This is a genomic window from Kitasatospora sp. NPDC042419 (assembly GCF_056437345.1).
This window is the reverse complement of sequence record NZ_JBWKAW010000095.1, coordinates 1-1,627: the sequence shown is the minus strand read 5'-3', so window position 1 is coordinate 1,627 and position 1,627 is coordinate 1. Positions and strand designations below refer to the sequence as shown.

Here is a 1,627-nt window from a genome sequence, read left to right as displayed (position 1 = left end):
AGAAGCCGTTGTCTTTCCGAGAGTGATTGGTGCGTTTCCGCTGGTCAGGCATAGGGTCGGTGCTTCGGCGGCAGAGACGGGGTGTCGTGTCGTCTCTTCGGTGGAGGTGCCGGGATGCCGTCGGTGATGGGGTTGCTGGAGGAGCACGAACGCGTCGCTCGGCAGCGGGTGGAGGTCCTTCAGGTCGAGCTGCGGGAGGCGGAGGCTGCGTGGGAGCGGTTGGTGATCGCCCGTGAGACGGTGAGCGAGGTCTTGGCGGGACCACGCGCGGGCGAGGAGGCGTCGCCGGTCGTGGTGGCGGGCGAACGGCCGGTTCGGGTCGAGGCGGCGGTGCCGGGTTCGGTCGTGCCGCACTGGCGGGAAGGACTCGCCCCAACGGTGCTGGCACCGGACTACCAGCGGATCACGGATGTCCTGGCCGGCGGGAACGGGGCGGGCGGGGAGGCGATGGACTGCCGGCAGCTGGCCGGGGCGCTCGGGCTGGAACCGGTTCCCGCGAAGGTTGAGGGGTTGCGGTCGAAGGCGAAGCGTCTGGCCGCGCGGGGCTGGCTGGTCGAGGACCGCCCGGGGCTGTTCAGCGTGCCCGCCGGGCGAGGCGGCGGCTCATGACCATGCTCATCGACCAGCGGATCACCGCCTCCGAGGTATCGGTGCGCGTCTCGTAGTCGCGGGCCAGGCGGCGTGAGCGCATCAACCACGCGAACGTGCGCTCCACCAGCCACCTCTTGGGCAACACGGTGAACCCGGCCGCGTCGTCGTTGCGTTTGACCACCGTCAGCGCGATCCGCAGGACGTCGCGGGCAAGGTCGACCAGGCGCCCGGTGTAGCCGCCGTCGGCCCACACCAGCGTGATGTGCCAGTGCCGTTCGCGCAGCCGGGCCAGCAGCGTCCGTCCGGCCTCGCGGTCGGTGATCGAGGCCGCGGTGACCATCACCGTCAGCAGCAGCCCGAGGGTGTCGACGATGATGTGCCGCTTGCGGCCGTTGACGTTCTTCCCGCCGTCGAAGCCCCGGCTCTCGGCCGGCACCGACGCGGCCGCCTTCACCGATTGCGCGTCGATGATCCCCGCGGTCGGCTCCCGGTCGCGGCCCGCCGCCTCACGGACCCGGTCGCGCAGCCGGTCGTGGAACTCGGCGACCAGGCCCTTGTCGCGCCAGCGCCGGAAGAACGCGTAGACGCGGTCCCACGCGGGGAAGTCCCCGGGCATCGCCCGCCAGGTGATGCCGCCCGCGACCAGGTAGCGCACCGCGTCGACCATCTGTCGGTGGCAATAGCCCTCCGGCCTGCCTCCGCGGCCCTCCAGCCAGCCCGGGACGGGCATCGCGTCGCGCACGACCGCCCACTCCGCGTCGTTCATGTCGGACGGATACCTCGGTCGCCTGTGCGGTTGGTCGCCGGCGTTCCCGAACCGGTGCGCGAGACAATCACACTCCCGGGCAGCTGAGTTGGAGTCAGTCGACGCAAGGGCGTACAACAGCGACAACAGGGCCTCCTGGCGTGCTCAAGGTCTCGACAACCCCGAGCTGCACCAGAGGCCCTGTCTTCATGCTCGGCAATCGGCAAGATCACCCGACCGTGCTGTCCAGTCGAACCCACGTCCACCAAGATCGATACGACAACGGCTTCT

General features: G+C 70.3%; 2 protein-coding genes. One reads left to right on the top strand and one right to left on the bottom strand.

Annotated features, from left to right (window positions below; translation table 11 throughout):
• The first annotated feature begins 114 nt into the window (after positions 1-114).
• Positions 115-609: a hypothetical protein gene (locus tag AC067J_RS44025; RefSeq protein WP_030396129.1), complete on the top strand. Its 495-nt coding sequence runs from the start codon at positions 115-117 to the stop codon at positions 607-609.
• Here AC067J_RS44025 and AC067J_RS44020 read toward each other — a convergent pair.
• Positions 575-1,357 carry an IS5 family transposase gene (locus AC067J_RS44020; protein WP_478308517.1) on the bottom strand — a complete coding sequence of 261 codons (783 nt, stop codon included), beginning with the start codon at positions 1,355-1,357 and terminating at the stop codon, positions 575-577. The two genes, AC067J_RS44025 and AC067J_RS44020, sit on opposite strands and share 35 nt — an antisense overlap.
• Positions 1,358-1,627 lie beyond the last annotated feature (270 nt).